General features: G+C 68.3%; 16 protein-coding genes and 1 pseudogene. 6 read left to right on the forward strand and 11 right to left on the reverse strand.

The features are described 5' to 3' along the window. Positions 1-71 precede the first annotated feature (71 nt). Positions 72-605, reverse strand: coding sequence for an Rrf2 family transcriptional regulator (locus IEX91_RS08905; RefSeq protein ID WP_188878413.1), 534 nt, complete (start codon positions 603-605; stop codon positions 72-74). A gap of 380 nt (positions 606-985) precedes the next feature. Here IEX91_RS08905 and rocF point away from each other — a divergent pair, with 380 nt between their 5' ends. Then, positions 986-1,912 (forward strand): arginase, encoded by a 927-nt coding sequence (gene rocF, locus IEX91_RS08910; RefSeq protein WP_188878414.1) that lies wholly within the window; start codon positions 986-988, stop codon positions 1,910-1,912. A 55-nt stretch (positions 1,913-1,967) separates the two neighbouring features. Here rocF and gyrA read toward each other — a convergent pair whose 3' ends face one another. The 4 genes from gyrA to IEX91_RS08930 all read right to left on the reverse strand — a co-directional run bounded on the left by gyrA (position 1,968) and on the right by IEX91_RS08930 (position 7,391). Next, positions 1,968-4,460: a DNA gyrase subunit A gene (gene gyrA, locus IEX91_RS08915; RefSeq protein ID WP_188878415.1), complete on the reverse strand. Its 2,493-nt coding sequence runs from the start codon at positions 4,458-4,460 to the stop codon at positions 1,968-1,970. Continuing rightward, positions 4,457-6,379, reverse strand: a complete 1,923-nt coding sequence (gyrB, locus tag IEX91_RS08920; RefSeq protein WP_188878416.1) for a DNA topoisomerase (ATP-hydrolyzing) subunit B — start codon at positions 6,377-6,379, stop codon at positions 4,457-4,459. The genes gyrA and gyrB overlap by 4 nt, the downstream gene beginning before the upstream one ends. 84 nt (positions 6,380-6,463) lie before the next feature. Next, on the reverse strand, positions 6,464-7,003 hold the full coding sequence (locus tag IEX91_RS08925; protein ID WP_188878417.1) for a CBS domain-containing protein: 540 nt from the start codon (positions 7,001-7,003) through the stop codon (positions 6,464-6,466). Positions 7,004-7,034: 31 nt separating this feature from the next. Then, entirely contained in the window at positions 7,035-7,391 is a 357-nt protein-coding gene (locus tag IEX91_RS08930; RefSeq protein WP_188878418.1) for a DUF555 domain-containing protein, read from the reverse strand. Between the two features lie 261 nt (positions 7,392-7,652). Between IEX91_RS08930 and IEX91_RS08935 the strand changes: the two genes are divergently transcribed. The 3 genes from IEX91_RS08935 (at position 7,653) to IEX91_RS08945 (ending at position 9,273) form a co-directional block, all read left to right on the forward strand. Next, positions 7,653-7,820 (forward strand): hypothetical protein, encoded by a 168-nt coding sequence (locus IEX91_RS08935; protein WP_188878420.1) that lies wholly within the window; start codon positions 7,653-7,655, stop codon positions 7,818-7,820. Positions 7,821-7,878: 58 nt separating this feature from the next. Beyond that, positions 7,879-8,613 (forward strand): archaeal proteasome endopeptidase complex subunit beta, encoded by a 735-nt coding sequence (psmB, locus tag IEX91_RS08940; RefSeq protein ID WP_188878422.1) that lies wholly within the window; start codon positions 7,879-7,881, stop codon positions 8,611-8,613. 258 nt (positions 8,614-8,871) lie between these two features. Beyond that, positions 8,872-9,273 carry an HIT family protein gene (locus IEX91_RS08945; RefSeq protein WP_188878424.1) on the forward strand — a complete coding sequence of 134 codons (402 nt, stop codon included), beginning with the start codon at positions 8,872-8,874 and terminating at the stop codon, positions 9,271-9,273. On the opposite strand, the gene IEX91_RS08950 is transcribed toward IEX91_RS08945, so the two are convergent. Then, a complete protein-coding gene (locus IEX91_RS08950; protein ID WP_188878425.1) occupies positions 9,274-10,830 on the reverse strand; it encodes a hypothetical protein in 1,557 nt (518 codons plus the stop codon). Positions 10,831-10,900: 70 nt separating this feature from the next. Then, positions 10,901-11,074: a hypothetical protein gene (locus IEX91_RS08955; RefSeq protein WP_188878426.1), complete on the reverse strand. Its 174-nt coding sequence runs from the start codon at positions 11,072-11,074 to the stop codon at positions 10,901-10,903. 110 nt (positions 11,075-11,184) lie between these two features. On the opposite strand from IEX91_RS08955, the gene ligA reads away from it, so the two are divergent. Next, positions 11,185-12,849 carry an ATP-dependent DNA ligase LigA gene (ligA, locus tag IEX91_RS08960; protein WP_188878427.1) on the forward strand — a complete coding sequence of 555 codons (1,665 nt, stop codon included), beginning with the start codon at positions 11,185-11,187 and terminating at the stop codon, positions 12,847-12,849. A gap of 24 nt (positions 12,850-12,873) precedes the next feature. Next, complete coding sequence (locus tag IEX91_RS08965) at positions 12,874-13,653, forward strand: HAD-IIA family hydrolase (protein ID WP_188878428.1); 780 nt, start codon at positions 12,874-12,876, stop codon at positions 13,651-13,653. Here IEX91_RS08965 and IEX91_RS08970 read toward each other — a convergent pair. The 4 genes and pseudogenes from IEX91_RS08970 to purM form a co-directional block, all read right to left on the reverse strand. Next, complete coding sequence (locus IEX91_RS08970; protein ID WP_188878429.1) at positions 13,650-14,747, reverse strand: DNA topoisomerase IV subunit A; 1,098 nt, start codon at positions 14,745-14,747, stop codon at positions 13,650-13,652. The genes IEX91_RS08965 and IEX91_RS08970 overlap by 4 nt on opposite strands. Then, entirely contained in the window at positions 14,744-18,475 is a 3,732-nt protein-coding gene (locus IEX91_RS16740) for a DNA topoisomerase VI subunit B (RefSeq protein ID WP_407647958.1), read from the reverse strand. Before IEX91_RS16740 ends, IEX91_RS08970 begins: the two co-directional genes overlap by 4 nt. Next, positions 18,476-18,832: pseudogene (locus tag IEX91_RS16625) on the reverse strand (ATP-binding protein); the annotation flags it as partial. Positions 18,833-18,983: 151 nt separating this feature from the next. Continuing rightward, positions 18,984-19,979: a phosphoribosylformylglycinamidine cyclo-ligase gene (gene purM / locus IEX91_RS08980; RefSeq protein WP_188878430.1), complete on the reverse strand. Its 996-nt coding sequence runs from the start codon at positions 19,977-19,979 to the stop codon at positions 18,984-18,986. Positions 19,980-20,733 lie beyond the last annotated feature (754 nt).

The following is a 20,733-nucleotide window of genomic DNA, read 5'->3' on the forward strand; positions in this document are numbered from 1 at the left end:
CCGGCCGGGGATACAAAGCCTTTGGATTGCGACGAGAGAGAAGGGTCGAAATCGACGGTCGCCGAGTCAGCTCAGTGCTCGGGGGGTTCCGCGGGGGCTTCCATCCGGTCGATCTTCAGGATCAGGACGTTCCCTGTGTCGTCCTTGCCGTCGACCGTTCCCTCGACGACGAGCTTCGAGAGCGGCGTCGGGCCGACGCTCACGTCGTCGCCCTCGTGGAAGTCCCGGACGCTTCCGCGCAGGTGGATCTCGGCGCGACAGAGGTCGGGGTGATGGACGCTCGTGAGACTGATCTCTTGGACGTTCGCCTCCTCGTGTGGCTCCCCGTTGTGGTACACCGGTACCTCGGCGGCCGAGTCGAGTTCCTGGACGTCGAGTGCCGTGTAAGCGTTCGAAGTCGGCTTGTACCCGCCTTTGGGGCCGGGGACGCCCTCGACCAGTTGGAGGGCCTTCAGACTCTGCATCTGGTTTCGGATCGTTCCCGGATTTCGATCGACCTCTTCCGCGATGTCCTCGCCTTTCACGGCCCCGTCCTGCTGCGTGTAGAGATCCACGAGCGCCCGCAAAATGGTCTTCTGACTCGGCGTAAGTTCGATCGATGACATTGCTCATTGTACGGTTGGCGCGCGCATAAATCCCCCGACTACCAAACTACCACCCACACACGTGGACGCACGACACACGCTCAGAATCGTCCACTCGGCCGCGACCACCGAAGCGGTACGAGAGTGTCAACGCCCCGGTTCTCGGAGCGGGTATTGGCGAACGGGCGACGCCTAACGAACCGGGTCGTCGGGGAAGGTGTCGTACGCACAGCGCTCGGACGGACGGCGTCGAGATGGCCCGCGAGCCGCCTCGGTCCGCGAGCCGCGGGGGGTGATCGGGGCGGTCGCACCGGCGGGACGCCCCGTCGTGTCACCACGGGTGCGCGCCGGCGTCGCCGGAGCCCGTCGGCTTTTACCCGCGGCCACGCATCGGGATACACATGACGCAAGCGCGAGACGTGCGGATCATCGGTGCGCCCTCCGACTACGGCGCGAACCGACGCGGTGTCGACATGGGGCCGTCCGCCATCCGGTACGCGGACCTCGCGGCCGGGATCGAGGCGACCGGGGCGTCGGTCACGGACGTCGGCGACCTCGCGGTGCCGCGCGCGGAGGAACGCGATCCGAACCGCGAACAGCCCGCGTCGGGCCGGGCGAAGTTCCTCCGCGAGACCCGCGACGTCTCGAAGTCGCTCGCGGACGCCGTCGCGGGCGCGTTGGACGAAGGGGCGTTCCCGCTCGTCCTCGGCGGGGATCACAGCATCGCCATCGGCTCGCTCGCCGGGTCGTCGCGCGACGCCGAGATCGGCGCGATCTGGTTCGACGCGCACGGCGATTTCAACACCCCGGAGACGAGCCCCTCCGGCAACGTTCACGGGATGCCGGTCGCGGCGGCGCTCGGTAAGGGTTCGTTCGCGGACCTCGCGTGGGCGAACGCCCCGGGTCTCCGCGAGGAGAACGTCGCCTACGTCGGCCTCCGCGACATCGACGCCGACGAGCGCCGCGCGATCAACGAGAGCGACGTCACGGCGTTCACGATGTCGGACATCGACGAGCGCGGGATCAGCGACGTCGTCGAGGACGCCCTCGACGTGGCGAGCGCGGGCGTCGACGGGATCCACGTCAGCTTCGACCTCGACTGGCTCGACCCGAACGAAGCGCCCGGCGTCGGGACGCCCGTCCGCGGCGGGGCGACGTACCGGGAGGCCCACTGGGCGCTCGAAGCCGTCGCCGAGCGCGACGCCGCCGAGGGGCTCCTCCGTTCGATGGAACTCGTCGAGGTCAATCCGATCCTCGATCGCTCGAATCGGACCGCGGAGATCGCCGCCGAGCTCGCCGCGAGCGCGCTCGGCAAACGCACGCTCTAGCTCCGTTCCGTTCTCCGCGTCCCCCGAACGTAGAAGGGCGGGATGCGCTCGCGCGCTATTCGGCGTCTTCGTCGTCCTCGTCGTCGCCGGCGTCGTCCGGCGTGAAGACGTCGATGGCGGCGAGCCGATCGTGCTCGGTGAGGTCCATCACGGTGACGCCCTGCGTGTTACGTCCGTACTCCGATACCTCGGAGACGGAAGCGCGCATGATCTGGCCGTCCTCGCTCATGGCGACGAACTCGTCGCCGGCGGCGACGGTGTGGACGCTCGCGACGCGGCCGTTTCGCTGGCCGGTCTTGATGTCGACGAGGCCCTTGCCGTTGCGGGACTGTCGGCGGTACGCGGTGAGGGCGGTCCGCTTCCCGTAGCCGTACTCGGTGACGGTCATCAGATCTCGCTCGTCCTCCTCACGGGCGGCGGCGACGCCGGAGACGCGATCGCCGCCCTCGAGTTTCACACCGCGCACGCCGCGCGCGGAGCGCCCCATCGGTCGAGCTTCGGTCTCGTCGAAGCGGATCGCCATCCCCTCCTCGGTGCTGACGACGATGTCGCCCTCGCCGTCCGTCACCTCGACGTCGACGAGCTCGTCACCGTGTTCGAGCCGCACGGCGCGGATACCGGTCGATCGGATGTTGGCGAACTCGGAGACGGCGGTCCGCTTGACGTAGCCGTCGCGCGTCGCCATCGTGAGGTACTCCTTGTCGGCCTCGAAGTCGAGGTCGTCGGCGGTGACGACGGCCGTGATCTCCTCGTCGTCGTCGAGATCGACGACGTTCACCGCCGAGGTACCTCGCGCGGTGCGGGACATCTCCGGCACCTGATAGACCTTCAGCCGGTAGACCTGCCCCTGATTCGTGAAGCAGAGGAGGAAGTCGTGCGTCGAGGCGGTGAACACCGTCGAGATGCGATCGCCCTCCTTCAGGTCCGCGCCGATGACGCCCTTGCCGCCGCGGTGTTGCGTGCTGAACGTCTCGACGGGCGTCCGCTTGATGTAGTCGCCCTCGGAGAGCGTGACGACGACGCGCTCTTCGGGGATGAGGTCTTCGTCCGTGACCTCGCCGGCCTCCTCGATCACGCGCGTCCGACGCTCGTTCGCGTACTCGTCTCTGATCTCGCGGAGTTCGTCCTCGATGACGCCGAGGAGCTCGTCCTCGTCGCCGAGGATCTCCTCTAAGCGCTCGATCCGAGCGGTGACCTCCGCGTACTCGTCTTCGATCTCCGCGGCTTCCATCGAGGTGAGGCTCCCGAGCTGCATCCGGACGATGTGGGCGGCCTGCTCGCCGCTGAATCCGTACTCGCTCTCCAGGGCCGTACGCGCGCCGTCGCGGTCCGCCGCGCCCCGAATCGTCTCGACGACGTCCTCCGCGTTCTCCAGGGCCTTCAGGCGACCTTCGAGGATGTGCGCGCGGTCCTCGGCCTCGGCGAGCTCGTACTCGGAGCGTCGACGGACGACGGTCTTTCGGTGTTCGAGGTAGTGTTCGAGCGTCTCCTTGAGCGAGAGCACCTCGGGCTGGCCGTCGACGAGCGCGAGGTTGATGACGCCGAACGTCCGTTCGAGGTGGGACTCCAGCAGGTGGTTCTCGACGATGTCCGCGTTCGCGTTCGATTTGAGCTCGACGACGACGCGGATGCCGTCGCGGTCGGACTCGTCGCGGAGGTCGCGGACCCCCTCAAGCGTGCCGTCGTTGACGTCCTCGGCGATGCGCTCGACGAGGCGCGACTTGTTCTGCTGATAGGGGAGCTCGGTGATGACGATGCTCTCGCCGCGCTCGCCCTCCTCGATATGGTACTCGGCGCGGACGCGCAGGCGGCCGCGACCCGTGTGGTAGGCCTTCCGGATGGCGCTGCGTCCGACGATGTTCGCGCCCGTCGGGAAGTCCGGCGCGGGCAGGTGCTCCATCAGGTCCGGGATCGAGCAGTCCGGGTGTTCGATGAGGTGGATCGTCGCGTCGATCACCTCGCCGAGGTTGTGGGGCGGCACGTTCGTGCTCATCCCGACCGCGATGCCGGACGAGCCGTTCACGAGGAGGTTCGGGAACGCCGCGGGGAGGACTGCGGGCTCTTCGAGGCGACCGTCGTAGTTCGGCTCGAAGTCGACGGTGTCCATGGTGATGTCCGCGAGCAGCTCCTCCGCGATCGGCGCCATCCGGGCCTCCGTGTAGCGCATCGCGGCCGCGGGATCGCCGTCGACGCTCCCGAAGTTCCCCTGCCCGTCCACGAGCGGCTCGCGCATCGAGAACGGCTGGGCCATCCGGACGAGCGTGTCGTAGATCGCCGAGTCCCCGTGCGGGTGGTAGTCGCCCATCGTCTCGCCGACGATGGAGGAGCTCTTGCGGTGGGCCGATCCGCTCGTGACCCCCGCCTCGTGCATCGCGTAGAGGATGCGCCGGTGGACCGGCTTCAGGCCGTCGCGCACGTCCGGGAGCGCGCGACCCGCGATGACGCTCATCGCGTAGTCGATGTACGACTGCTCCATCTCGTCTTCGACGCGGACGTTCTCGACGCGCTCAGCGATGTCGTCGGAGACGTCGGGCGCGTCCGAGCTCATATGTCCACCCACTCCGCGTCCGTCGCGTGATCCTGGATGAACTGCTTGCGCGGCTCGACGGCGTCACCCATCAGCACGGAGAACATCCGATCGGCCTCCGCGGCGTCCTCGACGGAGAACTGCTTCAACACGCGGTTCTCGGGGTTGATCGACGTGTCCCAGAGCTGCTCGGGGTTCATCTCGCCGAGCCCCTTGAAGCGCTGGACCTGCGTCGGGTTGCCGTCGCAGACCTCCTCGACGACGCGGTCGCGTTCCGCCTCCGTCATCACGTCGTACGTCTCGCCGCGATACCGGATCCGGTAGAGCGGCGGCTGGATCGCGTAGACGTGTCCGCCCTCCAACAGCGGACGCATGTGCCGGTAGAAGAACGTGAGGAGGAGCGTGCGGATGTGCGCGCCGTCGACGTCGGCGTCCGTCGCCAGGATGACCTTGTCGTAGCGGAGGTCGTCGATGTCGAACTCCTCGCCGATGCCGGTGCCGGCGGCGGTGATGAGCGCCCGGATCTCCTCGTTCTCCAACACCCGATCGAGGCGGTGTTTCTCGACGTTCAGGATCTTCCCCTTGATGGGGAGGACCGCCTGGAACTCCCGGTCGCGGGCCTGCTTGGCGCTCCCGCCGGCGGAGTCGCCCTCCACGATGAACAGCTCGGACTTCTCCGGGTCGCGGCTCTGACAGTCCGCGAGCTTCCCGGGGAGCGATCCCGACTCCAAGGCGTTCTTCCGGCGCGTCAGCTCCTCTGCCTTCTGCGCGGCCTTGCGGGCCTTCGCGGCCTCGACGGCCTTCCCGATCACGGCCTCGGCGGTGTCGGGGTGCTCCTCGAAGTACGTGTCCAGCCCCTCGTGGACCGTCGACTCGACGATCCCGCGCACCTCCGAGTTCCCGAGCTTCGTCTTGGTCTGCCCCTCGAACTGCGGGTCGGGATGTTTGATGGAGACGACGGCGGTCAGCCCCTCGCGGATGTCCTCGCCCTTCAGGTTCTCGCCGTCGAGATCGGTGAGGAGGTCGTGGGCGCTCGCGTAGTCGTTGACGGTGCGCGTCAGCGCCGTCTTGAACCCCGTGAGGTGCGTGCCGCCCTCGCGGGTGTTGATGTTGTTGGCGAAGGCGTGCGTCGAGGATTGGAGGTCGTCCGTCGCCTGCATGGCGATCTCGACCTGCACGTCCTGATCCTCGCCCGTGAGGTAGATGACGTCCTCGTGGAGCGGGGATCGGGACTCGTTGAGGTAGCGCACGAACTCACGGATGCCGCCCTCGTAGTGGAAGCTCGTCTCGCGTCCGTCCTCGCCCGCCGCCTCGCGCTCGTCGCGCAACGTGATCGTGACGCCGCTGTTGAGGAACGCGAGCTCGCGCAGGCGACTCTCCAGGGTCTCGTAGGCGAACTCGGTCGTCTCGAAGATCTCCGAGTCGGGCGTGAAGCGGATGAGCGTGCCCGTCCCGTCCGCGTCCCCGATCCGTTCGAGGTCGCTCGCGGGCTCGCCGTGCTCGAAGCGTTCGCGGTAGCGCCCGCCCTCGCGGTCGACGACGACCGCCAGTCGCTCCGAGAGGGCGTTGACGACGGAGACGCCGACGCCGTGGAGTCCACCGGAGACCTGGTAGGACTTGTTGTCGAACTTCCCGCCGGCGTGGAGGACGGTGAGGATGACCTCGACGGCCGGCCGGTCGTACTCCGCGTGCGTGTCGACGGGGATGCCGCGCCCGTCGTCCTCGACGCTCACCGAACCGTCGTCGTGGAGCGTAACGGTGATCTCGTCGCAGTAGCCGGCCAGCGCCTCGTCGATGGAGTTGTCGACGACCTCGTAGACGAGGTGGTGAAGCCCCCGCGCGTCGGTCGAGCCGATGTACATCGCCGGGCGCTTCTGAACGGCCTCCAAGCCTTCGAGCACCTGTATCTGCCCCGCGCCGTACTCGCCTGAATCAGACATGGTCGTTGGTAGACCTAGACTCCGGGGTCGTATAAAAGCCTCGTACACGCGCGCGTGTAGGCGCGCGGCGCCGCCCGCATCCGCTCAGCTGATCTGTGCGGCGACGTCGGCCTGCGTGATGATCCCGACGGTGTCGCCGTCCTCGGTGACGATGACGGCCGTGTAGTGATCGAGGAGGCTCGATATCTCCTCTAAGGTCGCGTCGGGGGAGACGGTCGGAAACGACTCGCTCATCACGGCGCGCACGGGATCGTCGCCGATGTCCCCGCCGGCGTGGACGACGTCGCCCTCGCTGATCGATCCGACGGGGACGCCGTCAGCGATCACCGGGAGCTGGGAGTAACCGGCCTCTTGCATCCGCTCGACGGCGTCGTGGACGCGGTCGCTCGGCGCGACGCTGACGACGGCCTCGTGCATCAGATCGCGCCCGCGGACGACGTCACCCGCCGCCTCGTCGAGCGCCTCGACGATGTGGCGCAGGGTGGAGAGGCGCGGGTCGACGTCGCCCCCCTCGATGCGCGCGATGAGCGGTTGGGACACGCCGGCGCGCTCCGCGAGCTCGCTCTGCGTCAGCCCGAGGGCGTTCCGGCGTTCCCGGAGGTCCTGGGGCGTTGGGAGGTACATAGCCGTAATTACCGGCGGTTATGGATAAGTGTTAGTCCTCGCCCTCGGGCTCCTCGACGACCTCGATGACTTCGAGGGGAACGTCGCGGAGCGCCCCACCGACCTCGCTCTTCGCGATGCGCGAGGCGTGCTCGTCGGAGTCGGCGTTGAACACGGTGAGTTCGAGTACGAGACCGACGAGCGCCGTCTCGGCCGCGAGGAACGCGGCGTCGAGCGGTTCGCCGCAGGCCGGACAGGCCGTCACGCCCGCCTCCACCTCGACGTAGTCGAGGTCCTGATCGTTCAGTCGCCGTCCCGCTTCGCTTACCGCGACGCCGATCGCGTCGTCCGACTCTGCAACGTCACGAACCAGCCACGCGGCTTCCATCGCCACGACGTAGTTGCTCATACGGACGGGAGACTCCCCGGGTAGTCGTGTCTTGTGGTTGGCAGCCGCCGTCACCGTCGTGCGGACGTGACCCGAATAATTCGCATAACGTACGCGAATCGACGGCGTAGGCGCGGCCTGCCTGACGGCGCGCGCGGCGACGCGGCGCCGAGTGACGGCAGGACGCGAACGTGCGGCGAATCGCACGAGGGGAGCGGGGTACGGCCGTCGCCGCAGCGACAAAGTACTTATACCACCATCGAGTGAGAGACGGCTACGCAGATGGCTTCACCGTTCGCCCGCCTCGTCACCGCGGTTCAGTACCAGATCACGCTCGCGTTCGCGCTCGTCCTCCTGCCGATCGCAACGCTCGCCAGTCGCCTCGGCCTCACTCTCCCCCTCTACCGACTCATCGAACGCTCCGAGGCCGCGTACGAGAGCGCGCGGTAGGCGTCCGTAACGGCCGGAAGGGTGGCTTTTATACGTCGCCCGCGACTACTCACCGTCAATGTATAACCCGAGTCAGTCCTCCGAGTTCTCGCGTAACGCAGAGCGACTCCCCGACGGTCCCGGCAACCCCTACGAGCCGGAAGTCGGGCAGATGCCCCAGAGCAACGCGAGCCAGCAGGACATGGACAACATCAACAAGACCGGCACGACCATCGTCGGGATCACGACCACCGAGGGCGTGCTGATGGCCTCCGACATGCGCGCGAGCCTCGGCGGCCGCGTCGTCTCTAACAAGAACGTCCAGAAGGTCGAGCAGATCCAGGAGAACGCCGCGCTCTCCATCTCCGGGAGCGTCGGGGGCGCGCAGTCCTTCATCCGCACCCTGAAGGCCGAGTCGAACCTCTACGAGGCGCGCCGCGGCGAGCGGATGTCCATCAACGCCCTCGCCACGATGGCGTCCAACCTCCTCCGCGGCGGCCCGTTCTTCATGGTCGTCCCCATCCTCGGCGGCGTCGACGAGGACGGCGCGCACGTGTACAGCCTCGACCCGAGCGGTTCCTCGCTCGCCGATAAGTACACCGCGCAGGGCTCCGGGATGCCCTACGCGCTCGGGACCCTCGAAAACAACTACACGGACGACCTCACGATGGACGAGGCCGAGCAGATCGGCGCGAAGGCAATTCAGGCCGCGAGCGAGCGCGACACCGCGTCCGGTAACGGCATCCACCTGACCAAGATCACCGCGGACGAAGTCGAGATCGTCGGTCACCAGGACGTCGACGATCTGCTCTAGGACTTTTCTACGGTTCGGGTCGCCTCCGGCGACCCGTCACCACAAAACCCCCACTAAAAATTCCCCCGCGCCGCCGGCGCGCGGTCGGGACGTCGATTCCGCCCAGCACCGCGTGGCACGGCGTCACTCAGCACTACCTCGCCCAGCGCCGCGATCGGCCCGACGGCGACGCGATTCGTCACACCCGAATCGGCCGTCGAACCCGAACCTGCCGTCGCGGCGGCAAGCTTTCTATCGGGCGCGTGCGTGCGCACCTGTATGGCCTGCCGCTTTTGCGACATCGCCGCGGGCGACGCCGAGGTCCCGCGACTCTACGAGACGGACGACGTCGTCGCATTCCTCGACGCGAACCCCGCGGTCCGCGGGCACGCGCTCGTCGTCCCGACGCTCCACGAGCGCGACGTGCTCGACGACCGGGGGGAGGCGACGGCGGTCTTCGCGGCCGTCCAGCGGGTCGGGAGCGCGCTCCGCGACGCGCTCGACGCCGACGGGATCAGCGTCTTCTACACGACGCCGGAGCTCGTCGGCGACGTCACGCACCCCCACGTCCACCTCCTGCCGCGCGACCGCGGCGACGGCGTCCACCTCGCGCTGGATCGCGGGACGCTCGACGAGGCGGACGCCGACGCGCTCGTCGAACGCGTCCGGGGGACGCTCTGACTAGCCGCGTCGGTTGTTCCGGTGGGTCGCGTCCTCGACCTCGTCGCCGCGGCCGGTCCAGTCCGCGAAGCTCCCGGTGATGAGCGTGTCACGCTGATACGAGAGGTAATCGTACTGCATGTCGTAGACGGCGTTCTCGAAGGACGCGCCGTCCGCTAAGTTCTCGCGCACGCGCTCTCGCTTCCAGTCCGCGGGCGTGACGCCGTGGCGGGCGCGCTGGCGCAGCGGCCAGAGGTACTTCGCGGCCGCCTCCTCGTCGAGCCCGCGGGCGCGGAGGCCGGCCTCGGCCTGCGCGAAGAGGTCCGCGTACATCTCCGTCGCGTCCGTCGTCTCGCCGTCCGGACCGAGATACGTGATCTCGGCGTCGCTCCCGTTTCGGACGGCGGCGTAGAAGTTCTCGCGCGCGGTCTCCCACGGGAGGTCGTAGAGGGGATGATCGCGCGCGACCATCGCCTCCAGGGCACCCGCGAGGAGCGCTTGGAACGCCATCGTGTCCCGGACGGTCGGCTGGCCGGGCAGCGGGCGGAACTCGATGCGGGCGTTCGCGGACTCCCGCGAGGCCCCGCCGAAGACCGGGCGCACCCAGCGCCAGTAGGTGCCGTGTTTCATCCGGAAGTGCGCGAACTCGTCGTCGAAGCGCCCGCCCGTCTCGACGGGCATCGGGACGATGGACGCGTCCTCGACGACGGCGTCGACGGCGTCCTGCACGCTCTCTAAGTCCCGGGGGAAACGCACCTTCTCGCTCTTCCCGGGGACGTTCAGGACGTCCTCGAAGACGTCGATGCGCCCCTCGTCGTGGCCGTCTTCGAGGATCGCCTCAGGTGTCGCGTCGTCGTCGTAGAGATCGGGCGGGTAGAACGGCGAGTTCACGCCGAGCGCGACGAGCGGCCCGGCGAGACGGACCGCGTACTGGAAGTACGTCGGGAGATCGACGGCCTGTGGCACTTGGTAGTGGGGTTGGATCGAGGTGATGAGCGCCTCGGGCATCACCGTGTCCGCGTCGAGGGTGACGTGCGGGGCGTCGAGGCCCATCGACGCCGGGTGATCCGTGTTCGCCATCGCGTGATAGCGCGTCGAGGCGCTCATGTTCGTGGCGATCTCGACGCCGTCGTCGTCGATGCTGTCCGTGAGGTACTCCCGTGCGGTCTCGCCCTCGGGGGGGATCGTCCACATCGCGTCGCTCACGAGGCGGAGCCCCTCGGCGTCCATCGGCTCCGCCGCGGCCTCCAATCGCGCGCGCACCTCCGACTCCTGCGCGGCCAGTCCGTACTCGTTCAGGGGCTGGGGGCTCGCCGTCATCTCGGCGTTGTGGAGCCCGAGTTCCTTCTCGAAGCCGACGAACTCCAGCACGCGACGCGGGATGCGCGCGAGCGACCCGTCGTCGGCGACGCCGTAGAACTCGTATTCGAGGCCGACGATCGCCTGCGGATTGTCGAACGTCCCCGCCTCGATCTCCGCTTTGATCACCGCCGCGTCCTCGCGAACCCGCTCGTCGAACGCGTCCGGGTCCACCGCAAGCACCGATTGCACGTCGCGCGCGAGCTCCGATTCGGCCATGGCCATGCCTTCGTGCGGTCGGGACTTGAATGACGTGGCACCGCACGCCGCGCCGTCCGCTCCCCGTCCGCTACGTGTCGCCGTCTTCGTGGGCCGCGCGGAGGTCGTCGAGGTGACTCTCCAACACGTGAAGCGCGGCGTCCGCGTCCGTGTACCCGCGCTCGTAGTCCTCGTAGACGGAGTCGGCACCGTCGAGGAAGTTCGAAACCGCCGTTTCGAGATCGTCGGACTCGTCGTCGCTCATGACCCGGCGTTCGCCCCGCGGGCCCGAAAGCGCCGCGGTTCCGCGCCGTCCACCCCCTCCGACTCGGCGGTCCGCGCCCGTTAAGTGCACACTCCGGCTAGTACAGACGAATGCAGTTCGACGAGTTCGCCGCGCGCGCGACGGAGATCGAGGCCGAGCCCGCCGATCTCGAAACGGTCGCGCTCGTCGCCGACCTGTTCGCCGATGCGGGCGACGCCCTGCCGATCCTCGCGCGCTTCGCGCAGGGTCGGGTGTTCCCCGCGTACAGCGAGCGCAAACTCGACGTGGGCCCGCGGCTCTGTCACGAGGCCGTCGCGCGCGCCGCGGGGCCGAACATCGACGCCGACGACGTCGAGGACCGGCTCGCCGAGACCGGCGACATCGGCGGCGTCGCGGCGAGCTACGACGTCGGTGGCCAACGCGGCCTCGGCGCGTTCACCGACGCGGACGGCGACGGCCTCTCCGTCCGCGAGGTGTACGACGACCTCGCCGGCCTCGCGGCCGCGGAGGGGGCGGGGAGCGAGGACGAGAAGATAGCGACGCTGTTCGGCCTCCTCACGCGCTGTGACACGGACGCCGAGGCGCGCTATCTCGCCCGCCTCGTCCTCGGCGAGATGCGGATCGGCGTCGGCGAGGGGACGGTCCGCGACGCCGTGGCGGCGGCCTTCGACGTCCCCGTCGAGGCGGTCGCGCGCGCCCTCCAGGTGTCGAACGACTACGGACTCGTCGCCGAGACGGCGCGCGATCGCGGCGCCGACGGCCTCGACGACATCCACCTCGAAATCGGCCGTCCGGTGAAGGCGATGCTCGCCCAGGCCGGGAGCGTCGCCGACGCCCTCGACTCGTGGTCCGAGGCCGCCGTCGAAGTCAAATTCGACGGCGCGCGCGTCCAGTTGCACCACGACCCCGCGGGCGAGACGCGGGTCTTCAGCCGAAACATGGCGGACGTCACCGACGCGCTCCCGGAGGTCGTCGAGTTCGCCGACGCGCACCTCGACGTCCCGGCGATCGTCGACGGCGAAGTCGTGGCGGTGGACGACGACGGGTCGCCTCGCCCCTTCCAGGAGGTGTTGCGGCGCTTCCGCCGGAAGCACGACGTCGAGCGGATGCGAGAGGAGGTCCGCGTCGAGCTCCGGGCGTTCGACTGCCTCCACGCCGCGGGCGCGGACCTCCTGGACGACCCCCTGCTCGCCCGCCACGAGGCGCTCGCCGATCGACTCGGCGGCACGGACGCCGTCTCCGAACTCCTCGTCTCCGACGATCCCGAGGAGATCGAAGCGTTCGAGGAGCGCGCCCTCGCGGCCGGTCACGAGGGCGTAATGCTCAAGGACCCCGAGTCGGCGTACACGCCCGGCAAGCGCGGCAAGCAGTGGCTGAAGCGCAAGCCCGACGTCGAGACGCTCGACCTCGTCGTGACGGGCGCGGAGTGGGGCGAGGGGAGGCGCGCGGAGACGCTCGGGACCTTCCTCCTCTCGGCGCGGACCGAGGACGGCTACGAGACGATCGGCAAGGTCGCCACCGGCCTCGACGAGGAGGAGCTCGCGGACCTCGATCGCCGACTCGCGCCACACGTCCGCGACGAGGACGGCCAGACGGTCGACATCGACCCCGCCGTCGTCCTCGAAGTCGGCTACGAGGAGATCCAGCGCTCCCCGACGTACTCCTCGGGGTACGCGTTGCGCTTCCCGCGCTTCCTCGCCGTCCGCGACGACAAGGACCCCGCGGACGCGGACTCGCTGGCGCGCGTCGAGCGCCTCGCCGAGAAGCAAGGCTAAACGCCCGCGTCACGAACGCGGCATATGGCTCTCCGTGCGGCCGCCATCGACCTCGACGGCACGCTCCTCCACGGCGACGAGCTCCTCCCCGGTGCACGAGAGGCGATGGCCGCGATCCGCGAGCGCGTCGATGCGGTGTGTTTCCTCACGAACAACCCGACGATTCCCCCGGAAGCGTACGCCGCGCGCCTCCGCGAGCGCGGGATCGCGGCGTCGCCCGAGGAGGTGCTCACCGCGTGCACGGCCACGATCGGCTACCTCCGGGAGCACCACGCCGCGGACGCGCTCTACCCCATCGCGGGCGACGCCATCGTCTCCCAACTCCGCGACGCCGAGTGCGACCTCGTCGCCGACCCCGCGGACGCGGAGTGCGTCGTCGTCGGCTACGATCCCGACTTCGACTACGACGACCTGCACGCCGCGCTCCGGGCGTTCGGTGCCGATCCCGCGGCCGTCGGCTTCGTCGGCACCGACCCGGACCGGACGATCCCGACCGCCGACGGTCCGATCCCGGGGTCGGGCGCGCTCGTCCACGCCGTCTCGGGCGTCGTCGAACGCGATCCCGACGCGGTCCTCGGGAAACCCTCGGCCGAGACCGCGGCCCTCCTGCGCGATCGGCTCGGCGTTCCCGCGTCGGCGTGCGCCGTCGTCGGCGACAACCCCGCGACGGACGTCGCGCTCGGCGAGCGCGCCGGCATGACGACCGTGCTCGTCGAGACGGGACTCGCCGCGAGCGCGGACGACGCGACGCGCGCCGACCACGTCGTCGCAGACGTGGGGGCGGCCGTCGCGCTGTTCGACTAGTCGAGAACGCCCATCTCGGTGAGGCGTTCCGGGAGGTAGGTGTCCGTCACGAAGTCCAACCCTCTCGAAGCGAGGGCCTGCTGTTCGGCCTTCTTCCCGATGTCGAGTTGGAGTTCGATCTGCTCCGTCCAGAACTCCGATTGGAAGCGCGGGTCCTCCAGTTCGCTCTCCAGGGCGTTGACGTCGGAGTCGCTGAGCGGGTCGGTCGGTAGGTCGTACTCGACGATGTCCGCGGGCCGGATGCCGATGAACTGCGCCTCGGGCGTGGCGAGGTACTCGGAGAGGTGTGCGGACTTGATCGACCCGTACGAGACGGAGCCGAAGATGCGATACGACCACGGGTCGCCGTCGGTGAACACCGTCACGGGGAGGTCGAGTTCGTCGTGGAGGCGCTTGGTCAGCCGCCGCGTCGCGCGCGCCGGCTGGCCGCCGAGGTGGACGACGAGCGCGTTGTAGTCGTCGTCGAAGCCGTTCTCGACGAGGCGATCGCGCATCCCGCCGGTCTCGACGCAGAGGACGAAGTCGACGTCGTGATCCAGGAACTCGATCGTGTCGGGGTTGTTCGGGATCTGGTAGCCGCCCTGCCCGACGTCGTCCTGACAGTGGATCTCGCGGTCCCCGCGATTCGTCTGCTCGCGGAGACGGAGGGGGCCCATCACCTTCGCGCCCGACTCCTCCGGGCGCATGTGGAAGTCCTCGCGTTTCACCCCGGAGACGATCTCCAGGTCCTCGACGAGCTTGTCGGACTCCGACTGGCCGTTGAACTGCGCGGCCTCTTCGTCCCACGACTCGGAGAGGTAGTAGAGTTCACGCAGCGTCGAGGAGCGGTCCTCCTCTAACTGCTGGGCGAGGAAGTCGATCGTGTAGATCGCCTTCAGGAGCTTGCGCGCGCCCGACGCGGAGTTGGCGGAGCGCGTCGACGTCCGGTCGCCGTACACCCAGACGTCCGCGTCCTCGTCGAAGACGATGTTCGACTTCGAGCGCGTCGGCAACTCCATGTTCGGGATCTCGCCGTCCGCGAACTGGTCGTAGAACTCTGCGGCCATGTCGATGAGGCGCTCGCGCGCCGCGTCGTCGGTTGTGTCGGAACTCATTGGGAGATCGTGAGCTTCTCGTCGGCGACGCCGTTCACGGAGAGGTCGCAGTCGGCGTCCGCGGCGACGGCGTATTCGAGGGTCGCGTCCTCGCCGCTCGGGACCGTGGGCGACCACTTCACGAACCACTCCCCGTCCATCTCGACGACGGTGCCGTCGGAGACGTCGCTCGGCTCGGCGGAGACGATGTCCGTGAGGTCGATGTCGGCGCTCGCGCCGGTGTTGTTCTCGACCGTGAGGCGGACGGCGTCGTCCGCGCGCTCGCGCTCGACGAGGACGTTGTTCATGATGCGCGCGAGCGAGTCCTCGACGCCGACCGGCTCGCGCCCCGTCATCTCGGAGACCTTCTCCGCCATCGTCGGGAGGACGTCCATGATGACGCTCTGCTTCTCCTGGCGCTTCTGACGCGAGCGACGCTCGTTGAGGAAGCCCTTGAGGTCGCGGGCGGCCTCGCGGACCGCGAGTTCGACCTCGTCCTCGATCTCGGGGACGGAGGCGACGGCGTCCTTCGACTCGCTAGTGAAGGGCACGTTGGTCGAGGCGACGTGCACCATGATGACGCAGGGGCCGCTCGGGAGGCCGCTCCCGCCCGGCTGATCGAGGCCGTAGTTCCGCCAGCCGATGTCCTTGAGGACCTTCGTCGTCGCGCACGCCCCCCGCTGGTAGACGAGCGGGACGCGATTGGCGAAGCGCATCACGTCGACGGTTCCCTCTGCGGCGAGGTCGCCCCCGTAGGCGATTCCGGCCTCGACGACGAACGGGTCGCCGCCGTGGACGTCGGCGTCGCGCGTCGCCGCGGCGTAGAAGTCCGCGTCGAACTCCTTGCGGAGACCCGCCTCGACCGACTCCGCCTGGATCGGCGCGAGACAGGACGTCGGGGGCGCCATCACGTCGACGGTGCGCATCGCGTCGAGCAGGTCGCGCGCGAGGTTCCGGTCGGACGCGATCTCGGCGGCCGCGGGGAGGTCGTCGGTGACGGTGTGGGCCGCCGTCCAGAGCTCGTCGGTGACGTTCTCGCGGGCCGTCTCGCCGACCGTGGCGTCGGTGCCGGTCTCCGTCTGGTCGGCGGCGCGCTCGACGAAGTCGCGGAGTTCGTCCCGCGTCGCTCGATCGTACGGCGTCTCGTCGCCGAACTTCGCGGCGAGGCGCTCGGCGAGCGCCTCGACCGTCTCGTCGTCCTTCTGTACTGTCGTGGCCGCGTCGACGTGTCGGTAGAGGTCCCCCCGGCGATCGGCCGTCAGGGCGTCCCAGAGCGCGTCGACGACGTGGCCCCGTACCGTCGCGCCGAACGAGGAGTCGGCCTCGACGTCGGCGGCCACGTCGGCCACGAGCGTTTCGAGGTCGGTGTGGGAGAGCGCGCCGCGCTCCGCGAGCGCGTCGGCGACCGCGGCCGCGAACGCCTCGGTGTCCGCCGCGGGCTTATTCGAGACGGCGTCGACGATCCGCGCGTCGATGTCGCGCTCGTCGACGTCGAGCGTCCACGCGAGCTCGCGCCCGTATCGCCTGTCGCGGAACGCATCGCAGATCGAGTCCGCGGTCTTCGCGCCGACGCGCGTGAACTCCTCGCGGAGGAAGCCACGGACCGTGCGCGAATCCGTCTCCCCGAGCATCTTGATCAGCGCGCCGAGTTCGACGCCGTGCGGGTGCGGGCGGATCTCCTCCGTCTCGGCGGGGAGACTCGCGTCCTCGGCCCGCTCGAACTTGAAGCGCCCCTCGGGCTCGCGGAGTTCGAGGCGCGCGTGGGGGTTCACGACCGCCGTGTGTTCGGCGTAGTCGTGGAGCTGGCCGCGTGCGCGCATGTTCGCCTCCATCTCCAGCTCGATGCGCGTGCCGTGCGGGCGGTCCCACGAGACGGTCTCCTCTTCGCTGATGACCGGTTCGTTCGTGTCGGTGTCGATGACGAGCTCGTAGTAGTTCGCCTCCGCGGCGCCCTGCGTGCGCGAGGTGATCTTCGCGGGCGTCCCGGAGGTCAGCTGGCTGTAGAGGACGGCCGCGGAGATCCCGATCCCCTGTTGGCCGCGGCTGTTCTTCACGGAGAGCGCACCATCGTTTGCGACGACGAAGTTCTCGTCCTCACCCGACGCACCGGGGACGGAGATGTCGTAGACGTACTCCGGTGCGTCCGTCTCCTCGACCGATTTCACGGGAAGGAGACACATGTCCGTGTCCGTGATTCCGTGGAGGTTCCGGATGGTCGCGTGGAGTTCTTCGAGGGCCGCCGTCGGTTCGTGGGATTCGTCGAGGAGCCCCATCTCGACGAGGTTATGCGTGTATCGTGGCTTCTCGACGATGCCGCCGTCGAGCGCCGCCTCGATCAGGGACTGGTACGCTTCGGCGTGTTCGAGATTCGAGCCAACACCCGCACCGCGGAGGAGGCCGGGAACCGTGTCCGGGACGGTGTGGGCGTCCACGTCGTCGACGCGGACGTCGTCGAGAAGCGATGTCGGAACGCGCTTATACCCTTGTTCGCCCGTCGGCTTGCGCTCGCCGAACGCATCGAGCACGTTCAAATCCGCACCGTACACCTTCGTCCGATACGTCGTCGAATCGTCCTCGGCGTACCCGCTCGTGTTCTCGGCCGTTTCGGTGCTCGCGAGGACTCCCTGCATGTTCCACAGGACGGAGACGCCGCGGGCGAGCGTTTTACTGACGGTCGTGTGGGAGAGCTCGTTCCCGGGATGCGAGTCGGAGCCGTCGCCCTGATAGACCGCGGTGAGGAACTCTTGCTGGATGTCCTCAGAGGCGTCGAAGAGGAACGACGGCACGCGTTTGTTCTCCGCACCCTTTCCGCAGACGTTCCCGAGGAACATCGCGAGCGGCGATCCGAACGCCTTCACGCGCGTCGAGTTGCGTTCTCGTTCGACGGTCGTCGTGCCACCGCCGACGCCGGCGACGGCCGTCTCGGTCGCCTCGATCAGTTCGCCCTCGTGGGACCCGAAGGTGAACCCGACCTGTCGCGGACCGACGTGCCCCTCCGCGACGTAGTAGCCGAGGAGGCGAGCGAACTCCGCCGTGAGCGGCATCGTCACCGGGATCGTCGTCTCGTCGCCACCGACTTGGTACGTCTTCAGCTCGCAGTCGGCCGCCCGCTCCTCCCACCCGAGTTCGAGCACAGTCGACGCCGGGAGGTATCCCCCCTCAAGATAGTTCGATTCCAGACTGTCTTTGAGGACGTCGACACCCTCGTACCGATAGTAATACCGTTTCCGGGTACTGTCCGCGTTCGGTTTCTTCCGGATCGTTTCGCCGCTCCGGATCTCCTCGAGCGTCTCCCGGTCGAACCCGTAGACGTACAGCCGGCGGTCCTCTAACTGATCGGGTGTGATGTGTTCGAGGAGATTGACCGACTCGACCGGATCGTCGTTCGTCGGGAGCGAGCGTGGCGTGAGCACGGCGTCTCCGGGCTCGAGATCGCCGGCTTTCACTTGTTTCGTCTCCCCGTTCGCCGTCACCGAGAACAGGCTGTGGTTGCCCGTCACCTCCACCGTACGCCCCTTCTCGGTCGTGATCTCGTATGTCTGCTCGTCCGTCTCGTGGCGGATCGCATGTGTGACGGGCTGCCACGACATCTCGTGAGATTCACGATCGAACGAGGGGACCTCGATGTCCGCCGAGAGCGGCGCGGTCGCGGCGCCGTCGATGGGGAGGTACGCGTCGCAGAGCACGCCGATCGGGACGGTATCGACGACCCCGTCACGGCGTACGAGGAGCTCTTGATCGGGCGTCAGCGACTGCTCACGACTGTGAAAACGCGATCCGTACAGTAGTTTCCCGAAGATCTTCGGGATCTGCTCTTTCGTGATGCCGGGGCCGTTGTCCTCCACGACGAGCGTGTAGTAATCACCCGATTCCTGGATCTCGACGTAGATGTCGGGGAGGATGCCGGCCTCCTCCGTGGCGTCGAGGGCGTTGTCGACGGCCTCCTTGACGGCCGTGACGAGCCCACGGGCCCCGGAGTCGAAGCCCAGCATGTGCTTGTTCTTCTCGAAGAACTCGGCGATGGAGATCTCGCGCTGGCTCGCGGCGAGCTCTTCCGCGATGCCGTCGTCGTCTCCATCGGCGAGTGTCGACTGGAAGGACGTCATTTCCGTATCGGCGACCTTGGTCACACGGCTATAAAACCCCGTGGGTACACCGTGGTGAAAGTGGACGACGGCGCGGCGAACGGTCGGCTCGATCTCTGAGAACCGCGGTCCGCGGGCGCTTCACTTCCGACGGCCCGCCGCCGCTCGGCGACTACAGCGAGAGGCCGCGGATCTCGACGGAGTCGCCGTCCCGTACCGTCCCGACGCGCTCGCCGTCGGTCTCGGCGATCAGCGTCTCCGCCTCGGCCTCGGGGAGCGCGACGACGAACCCAGTGCCCATGTTGAACGTGCGATGCATCTCCTCGTCGGAGACGTCCCCCCGCTCTCGCACGAAGGTGAAGACGTCCTGTGCGGGGAGCGGGTCGGTGACGTCGTACTCGTGCTCGCCCATCCGCGAGAGGTTCGTCCAGCCGCCGCCGGTGACGTGGGCGGCCGCGTGGACGTCGCGCTCGCGGAGATGCGAGAGGAGGTAGGTGTAGAGCCGCGTCGGTTCGAGGAGGGCCTCGCCCACCGTCTCGTACCCCTCGTAGGGGTAGTCGTCGTGGTAGCTTCCCTCTCCTCTCGTCGCGGCCCGCCGGGCGAGCGTGAGGCCGTTCGAGTGGATGCCCGTGGAGGCGAAGCCGACGAGGGCGTCCCCGACCCGCGCGTCCCCGGGGAAGAGGTCATCCTCGTCGGCGAGGCCGGCGACGGTCCCCGCGAGATCGAACCCGTTCACGACTTCCGGCATCACCGCCGTCTCGCCGCCGACGAGCGCCACCTCGGCCTCTTCTGCCCCCGCGGCGAGGCCCTCGCCGAGCTGTGCGGTGAGCGTCTCGCTCGGTTCGTCGACGGCGAGGTAGTCGACGAACGCGTCCGGCGCGACGCCGGCCGCGACGAGATCGTTGACGTTCATGGCGATGCAGTCGATACCGACCGTCGAGTAGTCCGCCATCGCCTCCGCGACGAGCAGTTTCGTGCCGACGCCGTCGGTGGCAAGCGCGAGGTACTGATCGCCGACGGGGACGAGCCCCGCGTAGTCCGTCGTGTTACCGACGTCCGCGACGGCGTCGACCAGTGCGGCGGTCGCGGCCTCGCTCGCGTCGATGTCGACTCCCGCGTCGGCGTACGTCATGCCCTCCTCGCTCTCGGTGTCCGCGTCCTCACTCATACACGGGCGTGCGCAATCGGGCGCGAAAAGGGTAGTGGTGTATGCTCAGCACGTGGTAGCGCGGAGCCTCCGTCCTCAACGAGCGTCGAAGACGCAGGTAGGGCGGAGAGGAAGCGCGTTCGCACATTCTTTAAGACTGTCCGAGACGTATCCTGTTCCACTGTCGACCTCGCACACGTCGGGGACGATAGGAGCCACCAGTAAACTGGCTCCTGTGGTGCGGGAGTACCGTACCCTGTACTCGGGAACGACGACCGCGAACGGGTTGAACTCCCGTTCCCCGTGTGGGGATAGAGCGTGAGAACACCGGGAATTAAATCGGCAGGACAATCCCGGCCTCGGTCGGAGTGGGAGGCATCAACAATGCACCCACGCCGGGGCAAGGATGGTAAGAGGAAGCCGGGCCGCGTCCATGCATGGGGTCGCGGGGCACAATGTCGTTTCGGCAAAGCCCCGTCCTCAAGGAGTGACCGACCGCCGCAAGGCGGGAGGGAGCGAGTAGGGCGGGGTAGTTTACGGAGACTCAAGGAGAAAGCTCCGCCCTTCAGGGCGGGGATGAATCCGACAGCGCCCCCACAATCCACCGCCGAGAGCAGGGCAGGATATTCCACATTTAAACTATATGTTCAAGTAGGTTTGACTACATAGGTTATGTATGGCGAAAACGGTTGTCACCCGCACCTACGCTGCTTCCATCAGGAATCAGCCACAGGTGTCTGACGACCTTGATTCGCTCGGGTTCTCAGCCTCGAAA

Source organism: Halarchaeum nitratireducens (genome assembly GCF_014647155.1).
GTDB lineage: Archaea > Halobacteriota > Halobacteria > Halobacteriales > Halobacteriaceae > Halarchaeum > Halarchaeum nitratireducens.